Genomic DNA, 20461 nt, shown 5'->3' with positions numbered 1-20461 from the left:
CCGTCAGCCGGCGAGGGCGGTGCTCGCGGCGGTCCCCGTGGCGGGGCCGAGCCCGGTGACCGAGCCGGTGATCGCGACGGTCTCCTCGCCGTCGGGCCACCGCAGCCGGACGCCGGGGGCAGCGGTGAGTTCCCCGCACTCGGCGGTGACGGCGGCGGCGGAGCGCATCCTGCCGGCGCCGGGGTCGTCGGCCGTGAGCATGGCGAACCCGGGGAAGCAACCGAGCCAGTCGGCGGTGGCGGCGAGCCGCGGGGTCGGGACGTCGGCCACGTCGAGGACCGCGCCGCACCCGGACGCCTCGGCGAGCATGCCGGCGGTCCCGACGATGCCGGCCATGCTGACGTCCTTCGCTGCGGCGGGTCGTGCCCGGGCGACCGTGGCGGCGAGGTCGCGGAGGGCTGCCCGGTCGCGGCCCTCGGTGCTGTTCCACTGCGCACCGCGGTGTCCGGTGCGCCATCCTCCGGTCAGGTCGGCTGTGAGCGTCAGACGCTGTCCGGCCCGTCCGCCGCCACCCGGCACCGGGTCGGTGGTCCGGCCGAGCGCGGTGACCGACAGTGCTGCTGGGACACCGAGCTGGGTGTGGCCGCCGATGATCGGCACGCCCCAGGCGTCGGCTGCCCGGCGGAGCCCGCGGACGACCCGGGCGACGAAGGACGCATCGCGGCCGGCGACGGCGTCGAGGAGCGCCGTGGGGGTCGCACCCATGGCGGAGAGGTCGTTGACGTTGACGAGGACACCGCACCACCCGGCCCACTCGGGGTCGCGTTCCACCATGCTCGGCAGGATCGCGTCGCAGGCCGCGACGACGTCGGTGCCGCTGACCGGGGCGCCGTCGTCGCCGACCCACCCCTGACCACCGGGCAGGTCGTCGCCGAAGAGCCCGGCGAGGTGCGCCTTGGTGGTGTCGACGAGCCGCTGGTACCGGTCGATCGGCCAGCGCATCCGCAGGTGGGGGACGCCACCGATGACGTCGGTGCCGGTGGCCTGCCAGCCGATGCGTCGGAACAGGACCGCCGCGTGCTCCTGCACGACGGCATCGAAGCGGAGGACCCCGCGCTGTTCCGCGAGGGCGCAGGCCGCTCGGACGAGGGCGGGCCCGATGCCGGTGGCGTTGCGCGCGGTCGGTGCGACGACGAGCCGGCTGCCGGTCCACCACCCCGTGTCCCGGATCGTGGCGGGCGCGATGCGGACGCCGCCGAGCACCGTGCCGCTGCCGTCGGTGGCCCGGGCGACGAGCACCACCGTGCGGTGGTCGTCGTCGAGGTCGTCGTGGTCGCTGCCGGCGAAGAGCCCCTGCTCGCCGACGAACGCGTCGCGACGGAGCCGACGGTGCTCGGCGACCTCGCGACTGTCCGCGATGCCGACGACCCAGGCGGGGTCGGCGGTCGGACCCGGTCGGACCGGTGCGGGACCCGTCAGGGCGGGGACGTCGAAGACCGCCACGTCAGGCTCCCGTCGTGCTGAGGACCGAGCAGGCTCCGCACGCGGCGCAGCCGGCGGCCTGGTCGGCGCCGCGCATCCCGGCGGCGAGGAGGAGGTCGGAGACGCGGCGGGTGACGTCGTGCATGACGTCGCGCGGCGGGGTGGTCGCGCCGTCCACGTCGACCGCGAGCGTCCCGCGGATCGGACGGAACGGCACGATGAACGGGTAGACGCCCATGTCGATGAGCTCCGCGGCGGACGCGACGAGCTCGTCCGGGTCCTCGCCCATGCCGACGATCAGGTAGGTCGAGACCTGGTTCCAGCCGAAGACGCGGACCGCCTCGCGCCAGGCGGCGCGGTACTCGTCGAGCGGGACCCGGGCCTTGCCGGGCGTCCAGCGGCGGCGGACGTCGTCGTCCATCGACTCGACGTGGATGCCGATGCTCCGCGCTCCCGCCTGGTACAGGTCGGTGATCGTCGACAGGTCGGCCGGTGGCTCGCACTGCACCTGGATGCCGAGCTCGGGGACGCGCTCCTTGATCGCGCGGACACAGCGGGCCAGGTGTGTGGCGCCGCGGTCGCGCCCCTTCGACGTGCCGGTCGTCATCACCATCTGCGTGACGCCGTCGAGCCGGACCGCTGCCTCGGCGACCTCGGCCAGCATCGCCGGTGTCTTGACCGCGATCGTGCTGCCCGCACGCAGGGACTCCTCGATCGAGCAGAAGCGGCAGCGCTCCGCCTCGTCGTACCGCATGCAGGTCTGCACGACGGTCGTCGCGAGGACCTCGGCACCGTGCAGCCTGGCGATCTGCTCGTACGGGGTGCCGTCGGCGGTCGACATGTCGTAGAAGCGCGGACGCGCCACCGGTTCGACGGACAGGCCGAGGTCGGCGCCCTCGAGCATGAGCTTGCCGTCGGCGACGGTGTACGGGCTCGTCGCGTTCACGGGCAGTGCCGCCTGCAGGCCCTCGAACAGGACGTGGCCGTCGTCCGAGGGTCCGGCGCCGCCCTCACGGTGCACCGGGGCGGCGACCCGGACCCCGAGCAGCGAGAGGGCGACGCGGTGACCGATGGCCCCGTTGTTCGTGATCGTCACTGGTCAGACCATGTACGTGCTGTTGATGATCGCGCCCTTGCGGGCGTAGTGGATGACGGCGTCCTGCACGTCGAGCGGGTGGCACGGGGTCACGCCCGCGATGAGGTCCTCCTCGCGGTTGCCGTGCAGCGCCAGCCCGAACCGGCAGCAGAACACCGTGCCGCCCTCGGCGATGAAGGTCTCGAGCGCGTTGTTGATGTTGTTCTCGCCCGGGAACCCGTCGGACCCCGTGGTCGGGAAACCGCGGTTCGCGATGCAGTTCATCGCGCCGGGGCCGTAGAAGTAGAGGACGCTCGTGAAGCCCTTGCGGAGGGCCCGCGTGGCCTGCAGCACGGCGACGAACGACACCGAGGACTCGTGCGCGATGCCGTGGACGAGCTGGAAGTAGTACTGGTCCGGCGTCGCGGTGTAGTCGGGGAACACCTTGGTCGAGCCGTAGATGGTGCTGCCCTTCGGCAGGGACGGGTGCGCGATCTCGTTGCGGGACTTCTCCGCGTTCTCCGCGACCAGGGTGTCGTAGTCCGGCGTCTCGGCGGTCGTTGCATCGGTCATCGGGTGCTCCCAGGGCTCAGCGTCGGTGGTGCCGCCAGGCGGGTGCTCCTGGCGGTGGTCCAAGTCTGTGTCGAGGCCCGTTTCGGACTGGTTTCACCTGGAACAACGATGCGTTTCGTCGATGACGTTCTGGTTTCTGGCCCTCGCAGGGCGCCGTCGCCCGGCTCTCAGGTCAGGCGGTACGCGCCGGTGACCCGCTGCGCCGCGTGGTCGAGCGACCGCCGGGCCCGGGTGATCGTCGCGTCGACGTCCACCTCGGCGACCGCCATCCCGCCCTTCGCCCAGGTCTTCGCGACGATCTCCCCGCCGGGGTCGACGATCTTCGCCTGCCCGAGGAACCGGAGGTCCCCGAGCACGCCGGTCTGGTTCGAGGAGACGACGAACACCTGGTTCTCCGCGGCACGAGCGCAGTCGTAGAGGTCGAACAGGTGCGCCTGCCGGTCCGTCCGGATGCGGTCCGAGCGGTCGGTGACGCTGGCCGGCCAGGCGCTGAGGCACGCGATGACCGCGGCTCCGTCGAGCGCCAGAGTCCTGGCGGACTCCGGGAAGGTCTTGTCGAAGTCGATGAGCATCCCGATGCGACCGACCGGGGTGTCGAAGGCCCGGAAGGAGTCACCCGCGACGTACGCCTCGGACTCGCCGAGGGGCAGGTGCACCTTGCGGTGGGTGCCGAGGACCCCGTCGCCGGTGACGCACACCGCGGTGTTGTACCGGACGGGCTCCCCGTCGACGACGCCCCGCTCGGAGATCCCGAACGCCACGGTCATGTCGCCGGCCATCGCGGCGACCGCGCGGACCTCTGGGCCGTCGAGGTCGATCGCCTCGGGGATGCCGTCGGCAGCGGATGCCGGGTGGTGCAGGTCGAGGAGGTAGCCGCCGATCGTGGCGTCGGGCAGCACCAGGAGGTCGACGCCGCGCTCACGGCCCTGCTCGATGATCCCGGGGAGCTTCGCGAGCGTGCGGCTGACGTCCCGCCCGAAGTGTGCGGCCACGGCTGCCATCGTCACGGTGGTCACGGCCCCAGCGTAGGCCGTGGCCTGGTCACGGCGCTGGCTCGGGGACCGCCGTCCTGACGAGCGGAGTCCCGACGTGCGGGGTCCTGACGGTCCGCGTGATGCCAGCCGAGACGTTCTCGGCGTCCCGCGCGACGGCGTGGAAGCGTCCGGAGCCCCAGGTGTGCATCCACGGCAGCCCGATGAACCGGAACCCGGGGACGCTGGTCTCGCCCCGGTCCTGCAGGGGGAGCCCCTCGGGGTCGAGGACGTCCAGCGCGCCGAGCCACGACCAGTCCGCGCGGAACCCGATGGCCCAGATGATCGTGGCGACCTCGTCGAGGGGCAGCGTCGACGGTCCGGGCTCCGGCTGCCACACGGGCACGTACCGGGCCTCGGGGGGAGCGTCGATGCCCTCGCGGGCGATGTACGCGTCGATGTCGTCCTTGATCGAGTCGGCCACGGAGTCCGCGTGCGTGAGGTTCGCCGCGAGGGTGTCGTCGAAGTGCACGACGCCGTCCTCGATGCCCGTGGCGCGGCCGTGCAGCCCCATGCCCTCGCGGGCGAAGGCGCGCAGGTCGACGTCACGGCCACCGTCACGGCCGGTGACGTAGTGGTTGGTGGACTCCCGCTTGGCGATCCCCCGCGTGGCGATCGGGATGTCGTAGACGCCCATCTCGGCGAGCCACGTCATGCAGTCCCTGCCGCGGTGCAACCGGGCGACCCGCGGCGCGCGGCCGACGGCGAGGTGCACCTGGCGGCCCTCGAGGTGCAGGTCCTCGGCGATCTGCGTGCCGGACTGGCCGGTCCCGACGACCAGCACCGGGCCTCCCGGCAGTGCTGCGGCGTTGCGGTACTCGTGTGAGTGGACCTGGCGGACGTGTGCCGGCACCTGGGCTGCCCAGGTCGGCACGACCGGGCGGTGGTAGCCGCCCGTCGCTGCCGTCACGGTGTCCGCCGTGATCGTGCCCGCGGACGTGGCGACGACGAAGACCCCGTCGGCACGCCGGGTCACGAGCTGCACGGCGACGCCCTCGGCGACCGGCGCGTCGAACGTGTCGGCGTAGCGCCGCACCCAGGCGTGGGTCTCGTCGCGGGTCATGAAGCCGTCCGGGTCGTCCCCGTCGTACGGGTACCCGGGGAGGTGGCAGTGCCAGTTCGGCGTGACGAGGGTGAAGGCGTCCCAGCGCCCGTCCCGCCACTCGTGCGCGACGGAGTCCCGCTCGATGACGACGTGGCGCACGCCCGCCTCGACGAGGCCGTGGCTGACGGACAGGCCCGCCTGCCCGCCGCCGACGACGACCGCCTCGACGTGGTCGCCGTCCCGGATCGTGGTCGGGATCATGCTGGTGTCCCTGCGTGTGGTGGCTCGAGCCCGGTGACCGTCACGTCCCCGAGCGGGTTCCGTGTGGCGGCCAGCGCGATCGACTCCTGCGTGTGCATCGCCGACGTGCACGCGAAGCCGTACTTCGCGCGGACGCGCTCGCTCGCGATGTCGAGCGCTTCGGTGGCCCGACGGACGAACTCGTCGACCGGGTAGACCGAACCCGCGTCGAGGAAGTCGTGCATGACGAGGCTCGGTGAGTAGTACGACGCCTCGGTGCCGTCCGGCCAGCGGACCACGAACTGCATCTCAGGCATGTGCGAGCTCCTGCCAGCCGGTGACGGACGCCGTGTCGGACTCGCTCACCGGGCCGTAGAGGTCCGGGCGACGGTCCCGGAGGTGGAACATCCCGCCGCGCATGCCGCGGAACGTCTCGGCGATGTCGATCTCGGCGACCGCCAGCCCCGACTCCAGGAACGTGTTCGCGAGCACGTTGCCGCCCGGGTCGACCACCTTCGCGTTGCCGACGTAGCGGAGCGACCCGAAGGTGCCCGACTGGTTCGACGCCATCCAGAACACCTGGTTGTCGAGCGCCCGTGCGACGTCGAAGGTGTTGTGCCGGTACGTCCAGCGGTCCTCCTGCAGGTCCTCGGCCGTGGCGGTGCGGGCCGCGGGCCAGGCGGAGAGGCTCACGATGACCTCGGCGCCGTCGAGCGCGAGCATGCGGGCTGCCTCGGGGAACGCCTTGTCGTAGCAGATCTGCAGGCCGACGCGGGCGAGCGGGGTGTCGAAGGCGGCGTAGGAGTCCCCGGCGGCGTAGGACATGTGTTCCCCGAGTGGCTGGTGCACCTTCCGGTACGAGCCGTACACCTGGCCGCCGTCGAGACAGACCGCCGCGTTGTACCGCGTCTCGCCGTCGTCGCCGAGCTCGCAGAACCCGATCGCGACGAGCATGTCGCCGGCCAGTTCCTGCACCCGCCGGATCTCGGGCCCGTCCAGCCGGACCGCCGGGGGCAGCGACCGCTTGGTCGTGGCCACGGTGTCGCCGTGGTTGCCGAGGGAGGAGAGGTACCCACCGATCGAGGCCTCGGGGAACGCCACGAACTGGACACCCCGTGCGCGGGCCTCCGCGATCGTCTGCTCGATGAGCGCGTAGTTCTGGTCGAGGTCGCGGGTGAAGTTCGCCGAGACCGCCGCGACGGTGATGGGGGACATGCAGCCAGTCTGAGCAGCGGGTGTTACGGATTGGTTTCCGTCGGAATGAGAGATCGTTACGACGGGCTGCGAGCGGAACCACGAGCCTCCCGTCGGACGACCGCGCGCGATCAGTGGTGGTGCGGCACCGGCCACACCGGGAACGGGTCCGCGTACCCGTCCCAGGCCGGCGGACCGTCGAGCAGTTCCTCGTCGGTCAGCAGGCAGGCCTGCAGCGCCGAGACGACGTGGTCCCGGTGGAGGCGCTCGCCGAAGAGGACGAGCTCCTGCCCGACCGGTGCGTCCGGGTCCCAGCTCGAGATCCCGGAGGGGTCGAAGGACACGGTGTCCCCGGCGCTGCGCCACGATCCGTACTGGACCGTCCGGGTGGCGAGCTGCACCAGCCCGCGGGACCGCGCGATCCGTCCGACCCGGTGCGGGACGAGGTCGTGCCGGACCGCCTCGAACAGCCGCTCCGGGTGGAAGGGCCGTGGGTCACGGAAGACGAGCGCGTCGCCTGCGTCGGGGCCGGCGAGCGCCCGCGTCCACCCCATCCGCTGGCCGAGGCGACGGGCGCACCCACGGCCGCTCCACCGCGCGGCGCGCAACGGCCCCGCCGGCATGCCCATGACGGCGGCGTCCGGGTTGAGCCGTCGGAGCAGCCAGAGCACGCTGTCGAGCTGGTCGGCGGGGGCCGTCGTGGCGTCGGTGAGCACGACGACGGTCGCGAACTCGACCTGCGACGCGAGGAACTCGGCCGTGACGTGGTCCTCCGCTGGACCCGCAACGGGCGAGAGCAGCCAGCGGTGCAGGTCCCGCACCGACACCACGGCGACGAGGTCGTGGAGCTCGACGACGGGTCCCTCGTCGCGGTGGTGGTCGAGTTCGGTCTCGAGGACGAATGCAACCTCCATCAGGTCGGCTTCTGGCTCGAGTCCGACGATCGTCCGACCGGAGGACCCGTCGCGTGCCATCGCGAGGAGGCGGTCGGCGAGCACCAGGGCGAATTCGCCGCTGTCCTGGGTGTCGTCCGCCACCGCCGTGCCGGACGGCTCGGGTCCTGCTCCGGCCGCCGTACCGGCGAGTCGTCGACACACCCGCGTCCGTGCGTCCGGGCGCAGGCCGCTCACGAGGGTCACGTGCAGGCCGGGAGGCTCGGGGCGGGTGGGGTGCTGGGGTTCCGTTACGTGGTCCATGCGCACTACTCTACTGAGAACAGTTCTCACGAAGGAGGCATCATGAAGGTCCGCAACTCGCTGAAGTCCCTCAAGCGGCTCCCCGGCGCGCAGGTCGTCCGTCGCCGTGGTCGCACGTTCGTCATCAACAAGCTGAACCCGCGGGGCAAGGGCCGTCAGGGCTGAGCTCGGTACTGGTCCACCGTCCTCGGTGGATCAGCAGCAGTCGCAGCCGGCAGCCGGTCGGTCGCCGGTGACTGCCGCGACCGGCTGCTTGCAGGCGTCGCCGCGCCAGGCTTCGAGTCCCTCGCGGACGGCGACGACCACCACCACGAGCGCCGCCACCGGGTCGGCCCACGTCCAGCCGAACAGCGTGTTGAGCAGCAGCCCGACGAGGACCGCTGCGGACAGGTAGCTGCACACCAGGGTCTGCTTCGAGTCCGCGATCGCGGAGGCCGATCCGAGTTCCGTGCCGGTGCGCCGTTCGAGCAGGCTCAGGAACGGCATGACGGCGAGGCTGACCGCGGCCAGGACGATGCCGACGGTGCTGTGCTCCGGTTCGCGGAGGCCGGCGAAGGCCAGTCCGGCGTCGACCGTGACGTAGAGGGCCAGGCCGAAGAACGACACCGCGATGACCTTCAGTGCCGTCCGCTCGCGGGCTTCCGGGTCACGACCCGCGAACTGCCACGCCACGGCCGCGGCGGAGAGGACCTCGACGACCGAGTCGAGGCCGAAGCCGATGAGCGCGGTCGACGACGCCAGTGTGCCGGCCGTGACCGCGACGACGGCCTCCACCAGGTTGTAGGTGATGGTGGCGGCGACGATCCACCGGATGCGCCGCTGCAGGATGGCGCGTCGGGCGGGGGTCAGTCCGGCGAGCGGGGCGGTCGTCGCGGTCATCGTGCGGCGCAGTCCTGCTCAGCGGCACAGTCCTGCTCGGCGGTGCCGTCGTCGACCGCGAGGACGACGTCCACCAGGGCCTCGAGGGCCACGGTGAGGTTCCGGTCGGCGATCTCGTAGCGGGTCCGACGCCCCTCGGGCACGGCGACGACGATCCCGCACCCGCGGAGACAGGCCAGGTGGTTCGACACGTTCGTCCGCGTCAGGTCGAGTTCGTCGGCCAGGCGGGCCGGGTAGCCGGGCTCGTCGAGCAACCGGAGCAGGATGCGCGACCGGGTCGGGTCGGAGAGCGCCCGACCGAGCCGGTTCATCACGTCGAGCCGCGAGGCGATGGTCAGCATGCGATGACCATACAGCGACGGCTGACGTGTCGCCAGGGCGGACCTGGCGGACGGGACGGACCTGGCGGACGCAGGACGAGCCTCCCGGCGGTGGTTCAGAGGTGCTGCGCGATCGCGTCGGCGACCGCGCGCGGGTCCTCGCGCTGCACGAAGTGGCCCACCTCGTCGAGCTCGACCAGGCGACGGCCCGCTGGGAACCACGGGGCGTTCGCGCGGGCCATGGTCGGTGTCTCGCAGTCGTCCTCCAGGCCGATGAGGAACGTGGTCGGGACGGTGATCTCCGGCCAGGTGTCGAGGACGGCCTGGGCCGCCTCGTACCGGGGACTGCCCGGTGCCTCGCCCGTGCCGTGTCGGTAGTAGTGGACGACGAGGTCGGCGAAGTCGTCGGTGTCGACCGCTCGGAGCACCTGGCCGAGCGCGTCGGCGGACAGCGGGAGGGACGGGGACCAGTGCTTCCACGCCCACCTGACCAGGTCCTCCGGCGCCCGTCGGAACGCCTCTGCTCCTGGCTCCGTGCAGAGCCAGTAGCGGTACCAGGCCCCTGCGGCCTCGTCGAGCGCCGCCTCGCCGTGCAGCAGCGAAGACGGGCCGTACGCAGTCGCGATCGTCACCAGGCCGGTGACGGTCTCGGGCGCCAGCGCAGCCAGGGCGTGTGCGGTCCGGGCGCCCCAGTCGTGCCCCACCAGGACGACGGGTCCCAGGTCGAGCTCGTGGAGGAGGTCGAGGAGGTCCGTCGCCAGTGCGGCGACCTGCGCCGAACGGGCCTCCGGGTCGACCACCCGGGTCTCACCGACGCCGCGGAGGAACGGGCGGATGACCCGGAGGCCAGGCGGCAGGGCGGCGACGACGTCGTCCCAGGTGCCCGGGTGGTCGGGGAAGCCGTGCACCAGCACCACGGGCGTGCCGGTCCGCGGGCCCTCGTCGAGGTACTCGATGACGGTGGAGCGGGTGTGCACGAGCGGCATGGTCGAGCCTTTCGGGTCGCGTGGTGATGACCATCATGGCGAACCACGGGTCGGACGGACCAGTCGCGTAGCCTGAGCCGATCATGGACGAGCAGGCGAGCACCTCGGTCATCGCGTTCTTCGACGTCGACAACACGCTCATCCACGGTGCGAGCGTGTTCCACCTGCTGCGGGGTCTGCGGGCAGCCGGGCTCATCACCGTGCGGGACATCGTCGGCGCCGTCTGGAAGCAGGCGCGGTTCAAGGTCCGCGGCGAGAACGACCGGCACCTCGCCTCGGCGCGGGTGCGTGGGCTGGAGGTGCTCACGGGTGTCCCGGTCGCCGACATGGCGCGGCTGGCCGACCAGGTCTATGACCGTCACACCGAGGCCGCCGTGTGGCCGGAGATGGCGCGCGTGGCGCGGGACCACCTCGAGCAGGGGCACCAGGTCTGGCTCGTGACCGCGTCGCCGGCCTTCCTCGCCGAGGTCATCGCCGAGCGGCTCGGCCTGACCGGCGCGCTCGCCAGCGGCCTCGAGGTGCACGACGGCATCTACACCGGACGCCCCGACGGCGAGTTCCTGCACGGCACGCACAAGGCCGCCGCGGCACGACGACTGCTCGAGCGGACGGGCGCGGACCCGGCGGGGTGCTGGGCGTACTCGGACTCCCGTCACGACATCCCGCTGTTGTCCCTGGTCGGTCACCCCGTCGTGGTGAACCCGGACCGGCAGCTCGCCGCCCACGCCCGCGCGTCCGGGTGGCCCGTGCTCGACCCGCGTCGGAGCGGTCGCCCGGCATGACCACGCGCGGCATCGTGTTCGTCGACATCGACGGCACCCTCGTGCCGTCGGGCTCCAGCAGCAGCTTCCTCGCCGCACGACTCGGGCACCAGCACGACCTCGACCAGGCGGAGGCTCGGTACGCCAGCGGCGAGCTGTCCAACCAGGAGGTCAGCGAGATCGATGCCAGGGGATGGCGGGGGACCACCCCGGCGACGATCGACCGGTGGCTCGAGGACCTGCCCGTGATCGCCGGGATCGACGCCGTCGTCGCGTGGTGCCGAGAGCACGACGTGGAGCCGGTCCTCGCATCGCTCGCCTGGCAGCCGGTCAGCGCGGCGCTCGCCCGGCGGTTCGGCTGCACGGCGAACGGCGGACCGCGCATCGGGCTCACCGGGGGCGTGTACGACGGCACCGTCGCCGAGCACTTCGACGAGCACGACAAGCGCGACCGGGCACTGGCGCTCGCCGCCGAGCGGGGGCTGACGCCGGACCGGTGCTGCGCCGTCGGGGACAGCCGATCGGACCTCCCGCTCTTCGGGACGGTCCCGCTGTCGCTCGCGCTGAACGCCGGGGCAGCGGCTCGGGCCGGGGCCACGGACGCCCTCGACACGGACGACCTGACCACGATCCTGCCGTGGCTCACCCGATGGGAGCGCGGGCTCGACTCCGCTGGTCGCTGACGACCGGAACGGGTGGCGCGGACGCTGGCGAGGTCACCCGGGCCCGTCGCTCGCCGCCGCCAGGAGCGGCACGACGACGTCGGACACCGGCGTCGGGATCCCGTGCGCCCGACCGCGGCGCTGCACGACGCCGTTCCTGGCGTCCCACTCGAGGGGGAAGCCGGCCACGCGGTCCGCGAGGATGGACGTCCCGAGGTCGGCGGGCCGCGTGCGGAAGCCGTCGAGGATCGTCCCGACCACCGCGTCGTCGAGCACGGCGCCGTCCGCTCGGGCCACGGTCAGGCACTCGCGCAGGTAGACCACCGCGAGACCGGCGACGTCGTCACGCGTGTACATGCCCGAGCGGCGCCCGGTCAGGACCATCAGCCCCGCCGCCGCGTTCTGCAGCAGCTTGCGCCACGCCGTGCTGTGGAAGTCGGTGCTCGTCTCGACCGTGCACCACGATCCGTCGAGGGCGGCGGCGGCACGGTCGGACGCGCTCCCGGTGGGGAGGGTGAGCCGCGCGGCTCCGTGGAGCAGCACCTCGCCGTCGGGCTCCCGGACCGCCGGGAACCACACGACCGCGGGGACGACCGTTGCTCCCGCGACGAGCGGCGTGACCGAGTCGACCTGCTCGATGCCGTTCTGCAGCACGCACACGACGGTGTCGGGACCGCACGTCGCCGCCAGCAGCCCGGCAGCGCCGGACACCTGCGTGGTCTTGACCGCCAGGAACACCAGGTCGAAGGGGCCGTCGACGGCGGCGGTGTCCGTCCGGACGGGGCCCGGCACAACGACCCGCTCCGATCCCGTCCGGAACGCCAGCTCGTCGCGCGCCGACCGTCCGAAGACGACCGGGGTGCGCCCGACCTGGTGCAGTGCCGCCGCGATGGTGGTGCCGATCGCGCCGGGGCCGATCACCGCGACGGTCCCCGCCGACGCGCTGGCGCTCACCGGGACCCGCCGGACGCCGTGGACCGTGCCCCGGCGTGGGCACGCAGGACGGCGGCGAGCATCGCCTCACCGCCGACCTCGAGCGGGCCGTCGTTGCGGATCTCGACGTCGACCTGGTGGTCCGGCGCCGGGTCCGGGCGCTCGAGCCGGGCGGTGACCGCGTCGCCGGACTCACGACGGCGGGCCAGCAGCCGCTCGGCGCGGACCGCATCCGGCACCGTCACGCAGACCACCACGAGCCGGGCGTAGCGCTCCGCGAGCACGCCGAGGACCCCGCGGGAGACGTTCGCGACGACCGTCATGCCCGCCAGGACGTCCTCGTCGACCTGAGCGGAGATCCCGTAGTCGAGCCCGTGCGCGTGCCAGTGGACGGCGAACGCGCCCGTTCGGGCAGCGGTGGCGAAGGCGTCCGGGTCGAGCGGGTCGTGGTCCTCGCCCGGGCCCGACGGCCGGGTGACGGTCCGTCGCGGGTAGCGCACGGTGTCGGGCGTCCGGTCGTGCGCGTAGGTGATGAGGGCGTCCTTGCCGACGCCGCTCGCGCCGACGACGGCGACGAACGCACCCGGGCCGATCGGGGTCGGGGTCACGAGACGCGTTCCCCGCTGCGGTACACGCCGCGGACGACGGGCATGCTCCGCCCGTTCGGCCGACGGTCGTCCGCGGGCAGCTCGTGGGTGGCGACCCGCACCAGGTCCGCGCGCTTGCCCACGGCGATCTCGCCACGGTCGTCGAGCCCGACCGCCCGGGCCGGGTTGGTGCTGATGAGTCGCGCACCCTGGGACATGGTGATCACGCCGTCGGCAGCGAGCTGGAACACGGCGTGCAGCGGGCTCGACGGCACGTAGTCCGACGACAGCACGTCGAGCAGGCCCAGGTCGAGCAGCTCCGAAGCCGCCACGTTGCCGGACTGGCTGCCGCCGCGGACGATGTTCGGTGCGCCCATCACCACGTGCAGACCCTGGTCGACGGCGGCCTGCGCGGCGACGACCGTCGTCGGGAACTCGGAGATGTGCACGCCGAGGGAGACGGACTCCGCCACGTGCTCGGGCGTCGCGTCGTCGTGGGCGGCGAGGGTGATGCCGCGCTCGGAGGCCAGGGCGGCGATGGCCCGTCGGTTGCGGTCGGCGTGCAGGGCCGACTGCTCGTGGAGCAGCTGCACGTACTGCTCGAAGTCCGCCTCGCTCACCCGGCGCTTGGCGAGGTAGTAGCGCTTGAAGTCCTCGACGTCGGCGTACTGCCGCTGTCCGGGCGTGTGGTCCATGAGTGAAGCCAACCGCACGAACGGGTCGTCGTCGAACTCGTGGAAGGCGTCGAGGCAGTCGGCGGACGACACCTCGCAGCGCAGGTGCACCGCGTGCTCGGCGCGGAGCAGTCCAGCGCCCATCGCGGACTCGACGGCCCCGGCCAGCCGGTGTGCCGCAGCCGCTGCGCCGTCGCGCCCGTCCGGCTCCGAACCGATGCGGACCGCGTCGAACACGGTCGTCGCGCCGGCCGCCGAGAGCTGTGCGTCGTGTGCGAGCACGGCGGGCAGCGGGTCCCAGGAGACCCCGGGCCGCGGGCTGAAGTGGTACTCGAGGTGGTCGGTGTGCAGCTCGACGACACCCGGCATGAGGTGGTCGCCGTCGAGGTCGAGCCCGACGGTCGCGGCCGGACCGGTCGCGACGTCGGCGATGACGCCGTCGCGGACCAGGACCGAGCCGAGCACGGTCTCGTCGCCGAGCACGACGCGGGTGTTGGTGAAGACGGTCTCGCGGGTCATCGTGTTCCTTCGCTGGCTGGGGCTTCGGCGGTGCGGGAGGTGAGGGTGGGGTGGAGCCGGTGTGCGGCGTGCAGGACGAACGGTGCGCCCGGCTCAGGTTCGACGAACACCGCGAGGGCGTCGAGCGGGACGTCGTGTCCCAGCACCTCGTCGAACCAGCTGCGCAGCATCCGCTCGACCTCGGGCTGCTGGCCCGGGGGGACGCGGTCGGTCAGGGTCAGGTGGAAGCGGAACTCCTCGAGCACGTACGGGTAGCCGTAGGTGTCCAGCAGCTCCTGTTGCCGCTCGGTGAGCGCGGCCGGGTCGCGTCGCGAGCGGTCCGCGTCGGACAGCGGTGCCCGGAACCGGTCGAACTTCACCACCACGTCGTTCGCGATGGCGTCGAGCCGCGGGGCGGGCACGCCGGGGACCAGGGCGAAGAAGCCGTCGATCCTGGCCAGGGTGAGCGACGGCAGGACCACGAGCGGTCGACGGGCGGCGAACCGGGCCACGGCGCCGTCGAGCTCGTCGAGGCTGTGTCCCCGTGCGAGCCGGAACGGGGCCTTGAGCGTCCCGTGGAAGCCGTAGCGTCGAGCGTCCCGCGTGATCGCGTCGATCGAGGACCGGCTGTGCCCGAGCGGCGCCGCGGCCTCGACGGGTTCCCCGGTGGCGCTCCGCCCGAGCCACTGTTCCGCCAGGGTGCGGAGCCGCGCCGCCCCGGCGTGCACCGAGGGCGTCCCCGGTGCGGCGTAGACGGCCGCTCTCATGCGTCGGCCCGCTCGAGTTCCCGGGCCGCGGCCGGCGAGGACACCGCGACGTCGACCACGCGGTCGGCGACCGCGTCACGGACCGCTGCGTCGTGGAAGATCCCGAGCATCGCGGTGCCGGTGCGCCGCTTCTCGGCGATCAGCTCCACGACGACGTCGCGGTTCCGTGCGTCGAGGGACGCGGTCGGCTCGTCGAGCAGCAGCAGCGGCAGGTCCGCGATGAAGCCGCGCGCGATGTTGACGCGCTGCTGCTCGCCGCCGGAGAAGGTGGCGGGCGGCAGCGACCACAGGCGTTCCGGGATGTGCACCCGGGTGAGGAGCGTGGCGGCCCGGTCACGAGCCTCCAGTCGGTCGACGCCGCGCTCCAGCAGCGGCTCGGCGACCACCTGCAGTGCCGGGACGCGCGGCACGCAGCGCAGGAACTGGCTGACGTAGCCCATGGTGTCGCGGCGGGCGGCGATGACCTGTCGTGGGTCGGCGGTGGCGAGGTCGAGCGGCGGGTCGGTGCCGAGCAGGACGCTGCCCCGGTCGACGGCGTAGTTGCCGTAGACCATCTTCAGGACGGAGCTCTTGCCGGCGCCGGACGCGCCCCCGAGGACGACGCACTCGCCCGGGTGCACGCGGAAGCTGAGTCCGCGGAGCACCTCGATGCGCTGGCCGCCCTGCAGGTGCATGGTGAAGGTCTTCTCGACCTCGGAGACGGTGAGGATCGGATCGGTCATGGTCGGTTCACCCCTGGAGGATCGAGGAGACGAGGAGCTGCGTGTACGCGGCCTGGGGGTCGTCGAGCACCCGGTCGGTCAGACCGGACTCGATGACCCGACCGCCCTGCATCACGAGCGTGCGGTGGGAGATGAGCCGGGCGACCGCGAGGTCGTGCGTGACGATCACGACGGCCAGCCCGAGTTCGGCGACGAGCGAGCGGATCAGGTCGAGCAGGCGGGCCTGCACCGACACGTCGAGTCCGCTGGTCGGTTCGTCCATGAAGACCAGCCGCGGTGACACCACGAGGTTCCTGGCGATCTGCAGACGTTGGCGCATGCCGCCCGAGAACTCCGCCGGGGTGTCGTCGATGCGGTCCACCGGGATCTCGACGCGTTCGAGCCACTCCGCCGCCACCGCCCGGATCTGTCCGTAGTGCCGCCACCCCGTCGCCATGAGCGGTTCCCCGACGTTGCCGCCGGCACTGACGTGCATCCGCAGGCCATCGGCGGCGTCCTGGTGGACGAAGCCCCACTCGGAGCGCCAGAGCCGTCGGAGGGCGGTCTCGCTGAGGTCGCCGAGCTCGACGGTCTCGCCGTCGGCCGTGCCGTAGCGGATGGAGCCCTCCGTCAGCGCCAGGCGCCGGGAGAGGGTGCCGAGCAGCGTGGACTTGCCGGAACCCGACTCGCCGACGACGGCGAGCACCTCGCCTGGCCACAGCTCGAAGTCGACGTCGCGGCAGCCGTACCGGTCGCCGTAGCGGTGGCCGGCCCCCCGGACCTGGAGCAGGGGACGTGGTTCGCTCATGCGGTGACCTCCTCGGTCGTCGTGTCCGCGGCGGGGCCGGTGGTGACGGCGGCAGCCCCGCCGCGAGTCGCGGCCCCGCCGCCTGCGGCGACCGTCCGCTCGCAGTGGTCGGTGTCCGAGCAGGCGAACAGCACGCCGCCCGCGTCGTCGGTGATGATCTCGTCGAGGTACACGCCCGTCGACCCGCAGATCGCGCACGGGTGCTCGAACCGCTGGGGCTCGAACGGGTGGTCCTCGAACCCCAGGCTCACGACGTCGGTGAAGGGCGGCACCGCGTAGATGCGCTTCTCGCGGCCGGCGCCGTACAGGTGGAGCGCCGGGCTCCGGTGCAGCTTCGGGTTGTCGAAGCTCGGCGTCGGCGACGGGTCCATCAGGTACCGCCCGTTGACCATCACCGGGTACGCGTAGGTCGTGGCGATGTGCCCGTACCGCGCGATGTCCTCGTAGAGCTTGACGTAGACCAGGCCGTACTCCTCGAGCGCGTGCATCCGCCGCGTCTCGGTCTCCCGCGGCTCCAAGAAGCGCAGCGGCTCGGGGATCGGCACCTGGTAGACCATCACCTGTCCGTCACGCAGCGGCGTCTCCGGGATCCGGTGCCGGGTCTGGATCACCGTCGCCTCGTCCGTGCGGGTCGTGGTCGCGGCGCCGCTCACCCGGGCGAAGAACTGCCGGATCGACACGGCGTTGGTGGTGTCGTCGGCGCCCTGGTCGATCACCTTGAGGACGTCGTCCTCGCCGAGGACCGCCGCCGTCACCTGCACGCCACCGGTGCCCCAGCCGCGGGGCATCGGGACCTCGCGGCTGGCGAACGGCACCTGGAACCCGGGGATCGCCACGGCCTTCAGCAGGGCACGGCGGATCATCCGCTTGGTCTGCTCGTCGAGGTAGCCGACGTTGTACACCAGCTCGCCGCTCATGCGGGCACCGCCTCGGTGTCGACAGCGGCGCTCGCCGCCGTGGTCGCCGCGTCGCCCGCGCCGCCCGCGCCGCCCGCGGCGCGTCGCTCGTGCTCGCCGCGGAGCCGCCGGACCAGGCCGAGCTCCGCCTGGAAGTCGACGTAGTGCGGCAGTTTCAGGTGCTCGACGAAGCCCGTCGCCTGCACGTTGTCGCTGTGGCTCACCACGAACTCCTCGTCCTGCGCCGGTGCGACGCGTCGTTCGCCGAACTCGTCGGCGCGCAGTGCCCGGTCGAGCAGCGACATCGACATCGCCTTGCGCTCGCTCCGCCCGAAGGCCAGTCCGTAGCCGCGGGTGAACTGGGCGGGCTTGTCGGCGCTGCCGGTGAACTGGTTGATCATCTGGCACTCGGTGACCTCGAGCCGACCGAGCGGCACCGGGAAGCCGAGGTCGGGTGCGTCGAACTCCACCTCGACCTCACCGACCCGGACCTCGCCGGCGAACGGGTGGGTGCGACCGAAGCCGCGCTGCGTGGAGTAGCCGAGGGACAGCAGGAAGCCCTCGTCCCCCCGCGCCAGTGCCTGCAGCCGTTCGGCCCGGCTCATCGGGAACATCGTCGGGTCGCGCGTCAGGTCGGCCGGCTCCGGGTCGGTCGAGTCCGGGTGGCGCTCCGGCTCGATGAGCGACGCGTCGCCGAGCAGGTCGTTCACGCGCGGCATCGGCCCGGACGGCTCGGCCGCGGTCTCCGTGACGACGGGTCCGTCCGTCGCGGCGTCGGCGAAGAGCCGGTGCGTGTAGTCGAACGTGACGCCGAGCTGCTGGCCGCCGGGCAGGTCCTTGAAGGTCGCCGAGATCCGTCGCTGCGGGGGGAGCGACGCGGTGTCGAGCGGCAGCGTGTAGCCGAGGCGGGGGAGCGTGGTGCGGTAGGACCGCACGAGGGTGACGGCTTCGAGCACGTCGCCCTGCGCCTGCAGCACGGCTCGCGCCGCGAGCTCGGGGTCGTAGAGCGAGCCCTCGTTCATGACGCGGGCCACCAGCACCGAGAGCTGGCCGGCGACCGCCTCGACGGCGATCACGGGCGTCTCGGGGTCGCCCCGACCCTCCTTGGCGAGCAGGGCGTGGGCGTTGGCGATCGCCTTCTCGCCACCCTTGACTGCGACGTACATCAGGCCTCCTGTGCGGTGTCGGACGCGGCGAGCCGCGTGGTCCTGGGGAACGCGGCGACGTGGTCGGCCTCGACGAGCAGCAGGTCCACGCCGCGCGGGAACCGCGCACCGTTCTGCCGCCACTCGTCGAGGAACGCGGCGTCGACCCACGGTGCGGCGACGTCGACGCTGCCGTCGATGCCGGGGCCGCTCGCGGTGAGCGGCTGCTGGCCGTCGAGGTCGCGCACGTCGAGCACGAGGGTCGCGGAGCGGTGCGGGTCCACGTCGGTGCCCTGGGCCAGGTCGGCCAGGGCCGGACGGGAGGCTCGGGTCACCACGACGAAGTCGGCGTCGGCCGGGTGGGTGGCGCGGGACACCCCCGTGTGGAAGGCCAGCCAGGCCGCGAGTTCCGCGTCGTCGCCGGCGGCGCCGGCGATCCACACCGAGCACTCCTCGTCGAACAGCGTCAGTGCGACGGCGGCGAGCCCGGGGCCGAACGCCGTCGGGGGTGCCGGGGGGACGGCCAGCGGGTACCGGCGGCCGGGGTGGGCGAGCGCGTCGAGGACGGCGCGGAACACCCGCTGCGCGCCACGGGTGGGGTCGTCGAACCCGGGGGCGGGGATGGGCGTCGTGGTGCTCATGCGTGCTCCCGCGAGATCGTGAAGAAGTCGACCAGGGTGCTGCGGGCCTCGACCCGGCGGGCCTCGTCGCGCTCGACCTGGGCGTCCTCGAGCGGACCGACCACCTCGGCGAGCAGGCGCTCGCGCAGGCCGGCGTCGGCGAGCAGCCCGTCGAAGACGGCGGCGAGCCGTGCGTGCTCGAGGTCGGTGCCGAGCAGGTACGAGGTCCCGACGACGTCGGCGTCGAGCGGGGCGCCGTGCAGCCGGACCGTCGCCCGGCTCACCGTCGCCTCGCCCATGTTGAAGCGGTCCCCGCCGGCGTCGACCCGGGCGCGGACCATGACGAGTCCGGTCTCCGGACCGCGGATCGCCTGCACGTCGGGCTTCGGTTCGAGCCGTCGCCACGCGGCGTCGAGGGCGGCGGTCGGTGCGAGCGCGAGTGCGCGCATCCACCGCTGCCGCTCGACGACGGCCGCCGGTGCTGCTGAGTTCGTGGACATCGCGTCCTCCGATCAAGTTGTCTGTGTTTCTGGATAACTTGACCGTAGCGCTGTCGGTCGAGCAGCACGACCGCACGGGGCGACGAGCAGCACGACAGCGGGTGAACATCCGGGGAACTGGCCCGTTCACCGCCGACGGTAGAGTGCGGTCGCATGACGGTGCAGGGGCGATCGGCGAGCGGGTACTCGGCCTGGCGACTCATCGCCGACGAGCTCCGCCGCGAGATCTTCGACGGTTCGCTGCTGCCGTCGGCCAAGCTGCCGACCGAGGGCGCACTCGCCGAACGCTTCGGCGTGCACCGGAACACCGTCCGGCAGGCGGTGGCGGCGCTCGCGTCCGAGGACCTGGTGCGCTCCCGTCGCGGCAGCGGCACGTTCGTCGTCGAGCACTCCGTGATCGTGCACCGGATCGGCCTCCGGACACGCCTGAGCGACAGCCTCGGCCGACGCGGGTCCGCCGTGTCCGGCCGGCTGCTGGAGTCCCGGACGGTCCCGGTGCCGCCGTCCGAGGTCGACGAGCAGCTCCGGCTCGAGGGGCGTCCCGCGCTGCTGATGGAGTCGGCTCGGTCCGTCGACGGCGTCACGATCTCCCGCGGCACGCACTGGTTCGACGCCGAGCGCGTGGCCGGGATCGACGAGCACTTCGCCCGCACCGGGTCGATGACCTCCGCCCTGCGTGCCGTGGGCATCGAGGACTACCTCCGTGCGCACACGACGGTCGGGGCGCGCATCGCCAGCGGCGCCGAGTCGTCGGACATGGCGCTGCCGATGGGGACGGTCGTGCTGGTCGTCCACGCCCTCGACGCGCTGCCCGACGGCACGCCGCTGCAGGCCGGCATCACCCGCTTCCGGGCGGACCGGGTCGAGCTCGACGTCGAACACCCCGACGCGGGCGCCGGGGTGCTCGGCGTCGGACACCCCGACGCGGGAGTCGGCACGCCGTAGCGT

25 protein-coding genes are annotated in these 20461 nt (G+C 72.9%); 4 read left to right on the top strand and 21 right to left on the bottom strand.

Translation table 11 applies throughout. The features are described from left to right. Positions 1-3 precede the first annotated feature (3 nt). The 8 genes from ITJ54_RS08995 to ITJ54_RS08960 all read right to left on the bottom strand — a co-directional run bounded on the left by ITJ54_RS08995 (position 4) and on the right by ITJ54_RS08960 (position 7776). Entirely contained in the window at positions 4-1443 is a 1440-nt protein-coding gene (locus ITJ54_RS08995; protein WP_194627513.1) for an MSMEG_0567/sll0787 family protein, read from the bottom strand. 1 nt (position 1444) lies between these two features. Further along, positions 1445-2518, bottom strand: a complete 1074-nt coding sequence (locus ITJ54_RS08990) for an MSMEG_0568 family radical SAM protein (RefSeq protein ID WP_323741652.1) — start codon at positions 2516-2518, stop codon at positions 1445-1447. Positions 2519-2521: 3 nt separating this feature from the next. Beyond that, positions 2522-3070: an MSMEG_0572/Sll0783 family nitrogen starvation response protein gene (locus tag ITJ54_RS08985; protein ID WP_194627511.1), complete on the bottom strand. Its 549-nt coding sequence runs from the start codon at positions 3068-3070 to the stop codon at positions 2522-2524. A 167-nt stretch (positions 3071-3237) separates the two neighbouring features. Beyond that, complete coding sequence (locus ITJ54_RS08980; RefSeq protein ID WP_194627509.1) at positions 3238-4086, bottom strand: carbon-nitrogen hydrolase family protein; 849 nt, start codon at positions 4084-4086, stop codon at positions 3238-3240. Between the two features lie 25 nt (positions 4087-4111). Further along, positions 4112-5407 carry an MSMEG_0569 family flavin-dependent oxidoreductase gene (locus ITJ54_RS08975; protein WP_194627508.1) on the bottom strand — a complete coding sequence of 432 codons (1296 nt, stop codon included), beginning with the start codon at positions 5405-5407 and terminating at the stop codon, positions 4112-4114. Next, positions 5404-5703, bottom strand: coding sequence for an MSMEG_0570 family nitrogen starvation response protein (locus tag ITJ54_RS08970; protein WP_194627507.1), 300 nt, complete (start codon positions 5701-5703; stop codon positions 5404-5406). The genes ITJ54_RS08975 and ITJ54_RS08970 overlap by 4 nt, the downstream gene beginning before the upstream one ends. Then, complete coding sequence (locus ITJ54_RS08965) at positions 5696-6601, bottom strand: carbon-nitrogen hydrolase family protein (RefSeq protein ID WP_194627505.1); 906 nt, start codon at positions 6599-6601, stop codon at positions 5696-5698. The genes ITJ54_RS08970 and ITJ54_RS08965 overlap by 8 nt, the downstream gene beginning before the upstream one ends. 110 nt (positions 6602-6711) lie before the next feature. Then, complete coding sequence (locus ITJ54_RS08960) at positions 6712-7776, bottom strand: GTP-binding protein (protein ID WP_194627503.1); 1065 nt, start codon at positions 7774-7776, stop codon at positions 6712-6714. Between the two features lie 42 nt (positions 7777-7818). On the opposite strand from ITJ54_RS08960, the gene ykgO reads away from it, so the two are divergent. Beyond that, on the top strand, positions 7819-7941 hold the full coding sequence (ykgO, locus tag ITJ54_RS08955; RefSeq protein ID WP_194627501.1) for a type B 50S ribosomal protein L36: 123 nt from the start codon (positions 7819-7821) through the stop codon (positions 7939-7941). Between the two features lie 30 nt (positions 7942-7971). Here the strand turns inward: ykgO and ITJ54_RS08950 are convergent, their stop codons facing one another. The 3 genes from ITJ54_RS08950 to ITJ54_RS08940 all read right to left on the bottom strand — a co-directional run bounded on the left by ITJ54_RS08950 (position 7972) and on the right by ITJ54_RS08940 (position 9961). Further along, positions 7972-8655: a cation transporter gene (locus ITJ54_RS08950; RefSeq protein WP_194627499.1), complete on the bottom strand. Its 684-nt coding sequence runs from the start codon at positions 8653-8655 to the stop codon at positions 7972-7974. Then, complete coding sequence (cmtR, locus tag ITJ54_RS08945; protein WP_194627497.1) at positions 8652-8996, bottom strand: Cd(II)/Pb(II)-sensing metalloregulatory transcriptional regulator CmtR; 345 nt, start codon at positions 8994-8996, stop codon at positions 8652-8654. Before cmtR ends, ITJ54_RS08950 begins: the two co-directional genes overlap by 4 nt. A gap of 95 nt (positions 8997-9091) precedes the next feature. Beyond that, positions 9092-9961, bottom strand: a complete 870-nt coding sequence (locus ITJ54_RS08940) for an alpha/beta fold hydrolase (protein WP_194627495.1) — start codon at positions 9959-9961, stop codon at positions 9092-9094. 83 nt (positions 9962-10044) lie between these two features. Between ITJ54_RS08940 and ITJ54_RS08935 the strand changes: the two genes are divergently transcribed. Beyond that, positions 10045-10743 carry an HAD family hydrolase gene (locus tag ITJ54_RS08935; protein ID WP_194627493.1) on the top strand — a complete coding sequence of 233 codons (699 nt, stop codon included), beginning with the start codon at positions 10045-10047 and terminating at the stop codon, positions 10741-10743. Next, the gene (locus ITJ54_RS08930; protein ID WP_194627492.1) at positions 10740-11405 is read left to right on the top strand and encodes an HAD family hydrolase; all 666 of its coding nucleotides are present in this window, start codon (positions 10740-10742) and stop codon (positions 11403-11405) included. The genes ITJ54_RS08935 and ITJ54_RS08930 overlap by 4 nt, the downstream gene beginning before the upstream one ends. Before the next feature lie 33 nt (positions 11406-11438). Here the strand turns inward: ITJ54_RS08930 and ITJ54_RS08925 are convergent, their stop codons facing one another. From ITJ54_RS08925 to phnG, 10 genes are read right to left on the bottom strand one after another with little or no spacing between them, the layout of a single operon-like run. After that, the gene (locus ITJ54_RS08925; RefSeq protein WP_194627490.1) at positions 11439-12338 is read right to left on the bottom strand and encodes an oxidoreductase; all 900 of its coding nucleotides are present in this window, start codon (positions 12336-12338) and stop codon (positions 11439-11441) included. Next, positions 12335-12925: a phosphonate metabolism protein/1,5-bisphosphokinase (PRPP-forming) PhnN gene (gene phnN, locus ITJ54_RS08920; protein WP_194627488.1), complete on the bottom strand. Its 591-nt coding sequence runs from the start codon at positions 12923-12925 to the stop codon at positions 12335-12337. The genes ITJ54_RS08925 and phnN overlap by 4 nt, the downstream gene beginning before the upstream one ends. Beyond that, entirely contained in the window at positions 12922-14097 is a 1176-nt protein-coding gene (locus ITJ54_RS08915) for an alpha-D-ribose 1-methylphosphonate 5-triphosphate diphosphatase (protein ID WP_194627486.1), read from the bottom strand. The genes phnN and ITJ54_RS08915 overlap by 4 nt, the downstream gene beginning before the upstream one ends. Further along, positions 14094-14843 carry a DUF1045 domain-containing protein gene (locus ITJ54_RS08910; protein ID WP_194627484.1) on the bottom strand — a complete coding sequence of 250 codons (750 nt, stop codon included), beginning with the start codon at positions 14841-14843 and terminating at the stop codon, positions 14094-14096. Before ITJ54_RS08910 ends, ITJ54_RS08915 begins: the two co-directional genes overlap by 4 nt. Then, complete coding sequence (phnL, locus tag ITJ54_RS08905) at positions 14840-15565, bottom strand: phosphonate C-P lyase system protein PhnL (RefSeq protein WP_194627482.1); 726 nt, start codon at positions 15563-15565, stop codon at positions 14840-14842. Before phnL ends, ITJ54_RS08910 begins: the two co-directional genes overlap by 4 nt. Positions 15566-15572: 7 nt before the next feature. Further along, positions 15573-16352 (bottom strand): phosphonate C-P lyase system protein PhnK, encoded by a 780-nt coding sequence (gene phnK, locus ITJ54_RS08900; RefSeq protein ID WP_194627480.1) that lies wholly within the window; start codon positions 16350-16352, stop codon positions 15573-15575. Further along, positions 16349-17269 (bottom strand): alpha-D-ribose 1-methylphosphonate 5-phosphate C-P-lyase PhnJ, encoded by a 921-nt coding sequence (locus tag ITJ54_RS08895; protein ID WP_194627479.1) that lies wholly within the window; start codon positions 17267-17269, stop codon positions 16349-16351. Before ITJ54_RS08895 ends, phnK begins: the two co-directional genes overlap by 4 nt. Further along, positions 17266-18414 (bottom strand): carbon-phosphorus lyase complex subunit PhnI, encoded by a 1149-nt coding sequence (locus tag ITJ54_RS08890; protein WP_194627476.1) that lies wholly within the window; start codon positions 18412-18414, stop codon positions 17266-17268. The genes ITJ54_RS08895 and ITJ54_RS08890 overlap by 4 nt, the downstream gene beginning before the upstream one ends. After that, positions 18414-19034 (bottom strand): phosphonate C-P lyase system protein PhnH, encoded by a 621-nt coding sequence (gene phnH, locus ITJ54_RS08885; protein WP_194627474.1) that lies wholly within the window; start codon positions 19032-19034, stop codon positions 18414-18416. The genes ITJ54_RS08890 and phnH overlap by 1 nt, the downstream gene beginning before the upstream one ends. Beyond that, the gene (phnG, locus tag ITJ54_RS08880; RefSeq protein WP_194627472.1) at positions 19031-19513 is read right to left on the bottom strand and encodes a phosphonate C-P lyase system protein PhnG; all 483 of its coding nucleotides are present in this window, start codon (positions 19511-19513) and stop codon (positions 19031-19033) included. The genes phnH and phnG overlap by 4 nt, the downstream gene beginning before the upstream one ends. Positions 19514-19666: 153 nt before the next feature. Here phnG and phnF point away from each other — a divergent pair, with 153 nt between their 5' ends. Then, positions 19667-20458: a phosphonate metabolism transcriptional regulator PhnF gene (phnF, locus tag ITJ54_RS08875; protein WP_194627470.1), complete on the top strand. Its 792-nt coding sequence runs from the start codon at positions 19667-19669 to the stop codon at positions 20456-20458. Positions 20459-20461: the final 3 nt, after the last annotated feature.

Source organism: Curtobacterium sp. VKM Ac-2865 (assembly GCF_015350905.1).
Taxonomy (GTDB): Bacteria; Actinomycetota; Actinomycetes; order Actinomycetales; family Microbacteriaceae; genus Curtobacterium.
Note: the sequence above shows the minus strand (reverse complement) of the source record. Positions and strands in the feature narration are given on the sequence as shown.

Excerpts from the sequence above, each read along its gene's own strand:
- ITJ54_RS08985 (WP_194627511.1), bottom strand. The coding sequence starts at position 3,070 with ATGACCGATGCAACGACCGCCGAGACGCCGGACTACGACACCCTGGTC.
- ITJ54_RS08975 (WP_194627508.1), bottom strand. The coding sequence starts at position 5,407 with ATGATCCCGACCACGATCCGGGACGGCGACCACGTCGAGGCGGTCGTC.
- ITJ54_RS08970 (WP_194627507.1), bottom strand. The coding sequence starts at position 5,703 with ATGCCTGAGATGCAGTTCGTGGTCCGCTGGCCGGACGGCACCGAGGCG.
- ITJ54_RS08965 (WP_194627505.1), bottom strand. The coding sequence starts at position 6,601 with ATGTCCCCCATCACCGTCGCGGCGGTCTCGGCGAACTTCACCCGCGAC.
- ITJ54_RS08960 (WP_194627503.1), bottom strand. The coding sequence starts at position 7,776 with ATGGACCACGTAACGGAACCCCAGCACCCCACCCGCCCCGAGCCTCCC.
- ykgO (WP_194627501.1), top strand. The coding sequence starts at position 7,819 with ATGAAGGTCCGCAACTCGCTGAAGTCCCTCAAGCGGCTCCCCGGCGCG.
- ITJ54_RS08950 (WP_194627499.1), bottom strand. The coding sequence starts at position 8,655 with ATGACCGCGACGACCGCCCCGCTCGCCGGACTGACCCCCGCCCGACGC.
- cmtR (WP_194627497.1), bottom strand. The coding sequence starts at position 8,996 with ATGCTGACCATCGCCTCGCGGCTCGACGTGATGAACCGGCTCGGTCGG.
- ITJ54_RS08940 (WP_194627495.1), bottom strand. The coding sequence starts at position 9,961 with ATGCCGCTCGTGCACACCCGCTCCACCGTCATCGAGTACCTCGACGAG.
- ITJ54_RS08935 (WP_194627493.1), top strand. The coding sequence starts at position 10,045 with ATGGACGAGCAGGCGAGCACCTCGGTCATCGCGTTCTTCGACGTCGAC.
- ITJ54_RS08930 (WP_194627492.1), top strand. The coding sequence starts at position 10,740 with ATGACCACGCGCGGCATCGTGTTCGTCGACATCGACGGCACCCTCGTG.
- ITJ54_RS08915 (WP_194627486.1), bottom strand. The coding sequence starts at position 14,097 with ATGACCCGCGAGACCGTCTTCACCAACACCCGCGTCGTGCTCGGCGAC.
- ITJ54_RS08910 (WP_194627484.1), bottom strand. The coding sequence starts at position 14,843 with ATGAGAGCGGCCGTCTACGCCGCACCGGGGACGCCCTCGGTGCACGCC.
- phnL (WP_194627482.1), bottom strand. The coding sequence starts at position 15,565 with ATGACCGATCCGATCCTCACCGTCTCCGAGGTCGAGAAGACCTTCACC.
- phnK (WP_194627480.1), bottom strand. The coding sequence starts at position 16,352 with ATGAGCGAACCACGTCCCCTGCTCCAGGTCCGGGGGGCCGGCCACCGC.
- ITJ54_RS08895 (WP_194627479.1), bottom strand. The coding sequence starts at position 17,269 with ATGAGCGGCGAGCTGGTGTACAACGTCGGCTACCTCGACGAGCAGACC.
- ITJ54_RS08890 (WP_194627476.1), bottom strand. The coding sequence starts at position 18,414 with ATGTACGTCGCAGTCAAGGGTGGCGAGAAGGCGATCGCCAACGCCCAC.
- phnH (WP_194627474.1), bottom strand. The coding sequence starts at position 19,034 with ATGAGCACCACGACGCCCATCCCCGCCCCCGGGTTCGACGACCCCACC.
- phnG (WP_194627472.1), bottom strand. The coding sequence starts at position 19,513 with ATGTCCACGAACTCAGCAGCACCGGCGGCCGTCGTCGAGCGGCAGCGG.
- phnF (WP_194627470.1), top strand. The coding sequence starts at position 19,667 with ATGACGGTGCAGGGGCGATCGGCGAGCGGGTACTCGGCCTGGCGACTC.